Source organism: Tsuneonella litorea, from assembly GCF_025154015.1.
GTDB lineage: Bacteria > Pseudomonadota > Alphaproteobacteria > Sphingomonadales > Sphingomonadaceae > Tsuneonella > Tsuneonella litorea.
Window position 1 is genome coordinate 1 of the sequence record NZ_JAOAMV010000013.1, and the last position, 6,185, is coordinate 6,185.

Consider the following 6,185-nt stretch of genomic DNA (forward strand, 5'->3'; position numbering starts at 1 on the left):
CCGATCCAAGACGTAGGCATCCGAATTCTTAGTTCCCAAAAGCAGACCTTCTATGCGGCCATTCCGGCCAAGGAGAATGAAAATGACATACTCTCAATACGACCCATCGGCGCAGAACCGTGTGCCATGGAATTTTGGAGCAAAGATCGGCCCAAAGCGTCCGTTCAATCAGAAACAGATCTGGGCGATCCGGTTCTTTCTCGATCGCGAGAAACGTATTCGAGATCGAGCCCTCTTTGATTTGGCGATCGACAGCAAGTTGAGAGGCTGCGATCTCGTCGCGCTCAAGATCGGCGACCTCGTCGTTGGCACGGAAGTCAGGACGCGGGCGACGATCACGCAGCAAAAGATAGGCCGGCCAGTTCAATTTGAAATCTCATCAGATGCTAGGGCCAGCTTATTCGCTTGGCTCGAACGCCGAGCAGGTGGAGTCGAAGACTTTGTCTTTCCGAGCCGCATCGATCACGCGCGACATCTCAGCACTCGCCAATATGCTCGACTAGTTGATGAGTGGGTTGATGCGATAGGTTTGCGGCCCGAGGAATACGGAACCCATTCGCTTCGCAGAACCAAAGCCTCGATCATCTACAAGGCGACAGGCAACATCAGGGCGATTCAGATCCTGCTGGGGCACTCCAAGATCGAGAATACCGTTCGTTATCTTGGCGTCGATATAGAAGACGCTCTTACTCTCGCCGAGAAGACTGAAATCTGAGTGTTGTTGGGCGCCAGCTCGCTATGGGCTGGCGTCCGCCAATGGGGTGGGAAGAGGACAGACGACTCGCACCCCATTTATTGGTGTTCTGAGCAAGAGAGCGATGTACGTGAAATCTGGATCTGGTTGATTCGGCCGCAGTACCCGATCGACAATTCCGCCCATCTCCTCCGACTGTCGCACGGGAACTTCCGACCGGCGAAAATCAGGCACTCTGCCCGAAATTTCCTCGAAATTAACGATGATGCAATTTTCGCAATCTAGCGCCACGTGAAAACAGGCGCAGAGCAGATCGGGTCTCGAATGAAAGCAGTTGTAGCCATCTCCGCAGCAGAGGCCCGTCTCAGCGAGGATTGCGAAGTAGGGCGCTCTTCTTCTGTAAATGCGAAGCTCATCGCGAGGTTGAACAAGGCTCGCAAGAGCTTTGCTTGCCGACGGATCGATTTTTCCGCCACCGATCGCCTGCTTCGGAAGGGAACGCCTCAGGCCGGGGATTTGCTGCTCGCCCGAGTCGAAACCATCGGGCATCACGCCAAACTGGAAAGTCCCGCTGGCCGACGCGCCACGCTTTATCCTGGAGACGAAATTATCGTCGCCTTTGGCGCTCGCTACGCTCCGGACCAGTTCGAGGCCGATGTGCCTCCTGACCTGTCTCCATGCGAACTGGTTGCAAGCGGCGGTATCGCCGCGCGGGTGCTTAGTCGGCATAGCAAGACGAGGCGGGCCACCCGGATCAAACCGATCGGGCTGTTGGCCGATGTCAGGGGCAAACCTCTGAACCTTGCCGATTTTGCCTTGCCGCGTCCGGTTCCTAGAGGGAATCGCCCTATCGTCGTTGCGATTGCCGGAACATCGATGAACTCGGGCAAGACGACGTCCGCCGCCGCGCTGGTTCACGGATTGGCTCGGGCAGGTTTGCGCGTGGCAGGCATCAAGGTAAGTGGGACCGGTTCGGGCAATGATCTGTGGTCCATGGCGGATGCCGGTGCGGAATGGGTCTTCGATTTTACCGACCTCGGATACGCGACAACCGCCGGTCTTCCGATACCCTCTTTGGAGCAGGTCGCGACCGACCTGGTCGACCACGTGACGGGACTTGGGGCGGACATTGTCGTGCTCGAAGTTGCGGACGGCCTGTTCCAGGCTGAGACGTCAGGCCTTCTGCAATCGGCCACATTTCAGCGTCTTGTCACCGGGGTTTTGTTCGCCGCCAGCAATTCGATGGGCGCGGTGGGCGGCGCAGACTGGCTTGCGCGCCACAACCTGTCTTTGCTGGCGTTAACCGGCCTTGTTACCGCTTCGCCACTGGCGATGCGCGAAGTCGCTGCAAATATCGACAGTTCAGTCCTTACGCCGGACGATCTGATGGACCCGCATATAGCCACAAATTTGTGCTTCAGCGTCGGGGGCGGCACAAACGCCCGCACTGCATGAGCCTGCGAGCCTTCATCCTCGCCAACAAGTTGCGTTTTGCCGGCCTGATTGCTGCTGCCCTCATTCATGTCGGAACGGCGATTTTCCTGGCAAGCAGTGTAAGCAGGCTGCTCGATGTGGCAATCGGTCGAACGCCGCGACAGGATTATGCTGCGCTGGACCCGGGCGTTTCAGCCACATTTGCGCTGGGGCTGCTGTTTGTCACAACCGCCTTCCAGCGACGACTGACCGATGGCCTGGGTCTGGCCTTTGTCCACGATTTGCGAATCCGGCTTTTCAGACACATACTCCGCGCAGCGCCGGGCCCCGCATCGGAGGGTAAGCGCGCAAATCTGCTGCTGCCTTTCGTCGGCGATCTTACGGCGATCCGTTTGTGGGTTGGTGACGGCGTCGCCCGCCTGATGCTGGGTTGCGCGGTCACGGTCCTGCTGATCGGCTATATCGCCATCGACCATCCCCTGCTTGCATCCTTGCTGGCGGCAACGATCGCGATACTGGCCGCATGCGCATGGAGCATTCATGGCCCGCTTGATCGGGTCACCCGCGATGTACGCAGGAAGCGCGGCGGATTATCCAGTTTTGTGGCTGGCCGTCTGGAGGCGGCAACGACAATCGTTGCCATGGGGCGCAGCGGTAGCGAGGCGACGAAGCTTGAACGACGGTCGCGAGATCTGATATCCGTCTCAATGAAGCGGGCTTGGCTCGTTGGGGCTTTGCGCGGCCTGAGCCAGTCGAGCGCCGCGATCATGCTGGTACTGATGCTGACGGTCATGGGATCCGGGGTTGGCCGAGGCGAAGTGACGCCCGGAGAGGTTATGGGTCTGGTCAGTCTCGCCGGTGTCATGGGCCATGCCCTTCAGGACATGGGGCGTTCGTTCGAACTGTTCGTTCCGGGACATGTCGCCTTCCAGCGTATCGACCGGCTTCTTGCACTTGCGCCCAGGGTCAAGCGGCGCAAGCGTAGGGCCCGGGAAAGCGATACGGGGCTGATACTGTCGAAGATCGCCACTGCTGCCATGGCAGAGCCTTACGATCTGTTCGCCAAGCCGGGAGAGATAATCCTTCTCGATGGTCCGTCAGGGAGCGGGAAGTCGGCATTGATGGCCACTCTCGGTGGCATTCAGGCCCCTTCGCGCGGCGAAGTCTGGATAAACGGTGCCGAACTGTCCGCAATGCGCGACACCGAAAGGCAACGGCAAATCGGGATCGCAAGCCACGCAGTGCCGCTGTTGCCGGGCAGCGTCGGGATGAACCTGAAGTATCGCCATCCCTCTGCCTCGAACGAAGAGATAGATCGGCTGATCGGGGAAATGGGCATGGGTGGGATGAACCTTGCCAATGAGCGGAGACTGAACGAGCCGCGAAATGCGCTTTCCAGCAGCGAATACGCAGCCATCCTTGTACTTCGGGCAATGTTGGGCAGCCCTCCGCTGCTCTTGCTGGACTCGGTCGATGGTTCTTTACCGGACAGCGTCGCCAAGCGTCTAGCCGCCAAGCTTTCGACCTATCCCGGCGTTGTGGTCATCACTGCACAGCGTCATGCGCTGCGCCAGATCGCCACGCACAACTGGCGGATCGAGAACGGTGGTGTCCGAGCTAGCACTCGCGAGCGGCTGCATTCAGTACCCGGCCCAGACGACAAAAAGACTAATGCTCGATGAATGGGCTTACAGCGCCATATCTGGCCAGGCCCGAGCCAGCGCTTCCGAGGGGTCGCGTGGTCAGCCGCGCCCTGGCTGGCGAGCCGCAGAGGGACTATTTCATCTATGTACCGCAATCCCGGCCAGCTAGCCGGATTTCGGTGCTGGTGCATGGCATTTCTGAGAATGCTTGCGAGCAGACCCTGCGTTTTGTCGCGGAAAGCGAGAAGCATGGCACCATCCTGATCGCTCCGCTGTTCCGGCGATCTGTCTTTGGTCAATATCAGCAACTCATCGATGGACAGAGCGGCATCCGGGCCGACCGCGCCTTGTTCGATATCATCGGTGCCATTCGGGCAGAGTTGGGCCTGTCAGAGCAGCGATTTGATCTGTTCGGTTTTTCCGGCGGTGGCCAATTCGTCCACCGCTTCGCCTTTGTGCACCCTAGATCCGTCCGTAGCTGCGTCTTGGTGGCGCCTGGTTGGTATACCTTCCCCGATAACGCGCGAGCCTATCCTCAAGGGCTGCGCGGCCTGCCTCTGGATGAGCCATCCTTCGATGAAGATGCAGTTGGTGCGATACCTTTTCATGTTGTCGTGGGCGACCAGGATGTCGTTCGGGATGGAACCCTGCGAAGCAGCCCAGGCATGGATCGCAGGCAAGGAAGAACGCGCCTTGAACGGGCGGTTCGCTGGCATCGGGCCATGCGGAAATGGGGCGCTCATCAGAATAGTAGCCTGACGATTCTTGGCGGACTTGGACACTGCTTTGCCGAGGCAGTGTCGGACCATGATCTTCCACGGCTGACATTCGAACTGTGGGATAATTCTTGAAACACAAATCCTTTGGACGGGAGTACGTACAATGAAGAGGCGTCAATCGAAGTTGCTGGCCGTTGGTGCCGCAACGGCCTGCCTTGTGCTAGCCGCACCTGCAACAGCGAAAGACGGAATCGCCGTTGATGCTGACGGTCTGAGCTTTGAAGAAGGCGATGTTGAACTAACGCTAGGTGGACGGCTTCATCTCGATGCCGTCACCTATGATGCACAGACAAGTGATAGCGATGCCGATTGGCGCCGAGCCCGCCTGGAGTTCTCGGCCAAGTTCGGCGACGTCTTCGATGTTCGGGTCGATCGCGAGTTTGCAGGTACCGACGGCTGGCGCAATGTATGGGCAAGGATCCGCCCAGCCGATGGTGTCGAGATAAAGGGCGGTAATGTAATCGTTCCCTTCAGTCTCGAGGACATGCAGAGCTCGAACGACATGACATTTGTCGAGCGCTCCCTCACAAGTGCGCTTACTCCGAAATTCGGCCTTGGAGCGGTTGCCAAGGTGTCTGACGATCACTGGACTATCAGCGGCGGATATTTTGGCGATGCCCTGGATGATGAGGATGGTCAGGCGAAGGAGCGTGGCCGTGGCTTTGCCGGTCGTGCCAGCTTTGCCCCCATCGAGGGACGACGCGGTTTCCTCCATTTCGCGCTCGCGTATGAACACAGGTCATTTCATTCTGATGAGACAGTCAGCTTTTCCAGCAGCCCCGGTTCCCTGCTCGCGCCCAATCTGATTTCGACGGGGACGATTGGCTCGCCTTCGAAAATGGACAATTTCGGCGGCGAGTTCGCCTATGCGCGCAAGTCGTTCCAGGTGCAGGGTCAGTATGTGAAGAGCAAGTTGAAGCGGGATTTCGATCCCGATCTCGACTATGACGGATGGTATCTGCAGGGAAGCTGGATGGTGACCGGCGAGAGGTATCGCTACTCCAGCAGCATGGGTTCTCCGTCGGGTCCCAGGATCCGCAAGAAGGGCGGGGCCATCGAATTGGCTGCGCGCTACAGCGAACTCAATCTTGACGATGCTACGCTTGATCGCGGGAAGGCCAAGACAATAACGCTTGGCGCGAACTGGTACATCAATCGGAATGTCCGGCTGATGGCCAACTATGTACGCTCGGAGCACACCGACGTCCTTCTTTCACCTGACAGCGCGGTTGATCTGGGCGTTGCGCGGTTCCAGATCGCATTCTGACCGACACGGGAGGCGGGGTGCCGGGTCGTGAGGCCCGGCATCTTCGCTTGATCGGTAACTTCGGAATGACGAACCGGACTAAGGCGAAGGTCGCACGGTATCCAGGGTGATGCCAAAGGAGTGACGCGCTCATGCTTGGGGTGCTAGCGGTCGTAAACGAGCAAATCCAAATATCCCTTCCGACCTTCCTTCGAAAGTTCCATGTCGCGCGGCCTTGATCGGCATGATCGAACAGTGCGTACGCCGTTGGTCTTCTCCTTGGCTTGAACGGCCTACAAGAATTTCCACTTTGAAAAACCAAAAGCATGATCGCTTTGTCCGAGACGAGGCGTAACGCGGACGCGAACCTGAACGTCCGCAACTGGATG

The 6,185-nt window shown here is 58.4% G+C and carries 5 protein-coding genes; all 5 read left to right on the forward strand.

Going from position 1 to position 6,185, the window contains the following annotated elements:
* Positions 1 to 82 precede the first annotated feature (82 nt).
* Entirely contained in the window at positions 83 to 715 is a 633-nt protein-coding gene (locus N0B51_RS14660; RefSeq protein WP_259963341.1) for a tyrosine-type recombinase/integrase, read from the forward strand.
* A gap of 270 nt (positions 716 to 985) precedes the next feature.
* Positions 986 to 2,149, forward strand: a complete 1,164-nt coding sequence (locus tag N0B51_RS14665; protein ID WP_259963342.1) for a P-loop NTPase family protein — start codon at positions 986 to 988, stop codon at positions 2,147 to 2,149.
* Positions 2,146 to 3,810, forward strand: a complete 1,665-nt coding sequence (locus tag N0B51_RS14670; protein ID WP_259963343.1) for an ABC transporter transmembrane domain-containing protein — start codon at positions 2,146 to 2,148, stop codon at positions 3,808 to 3,810. The genes N0B51_RS14665 and N0B51_RS14670 overlap by 4 nt, the downstream gene beginning before the upstream one ends.
* A gap of 56 nt (positions 3,811 to 3,866) precedes the next feature.
* A complete protein-coding gene (locus N0B51_RS14675) occupies positions 3,867 to 4,622 on the forward strand; it encodes an alpha/beta hydrolase (protein WP_259963344.1) in 756 nt (251 codons plus the stop codon).
* A 31-nt stretch (positions 4,623 to 4,653) separates the two neighbouring features.
* On the forward strand, positions 4,654 to 5,817 hold the full coding sequence (locus N0B51_RS14680; protein ID WP_259963345.1) for an OprO/OprP family phosphate-selective porin: 1,164 nt from the start codon (positions 4,654 to 4,656) through the stop codon (positions 5,815 to 5,817).
* Positions 5,818 to 6,185: the final 368 nt, after the last annotated feature.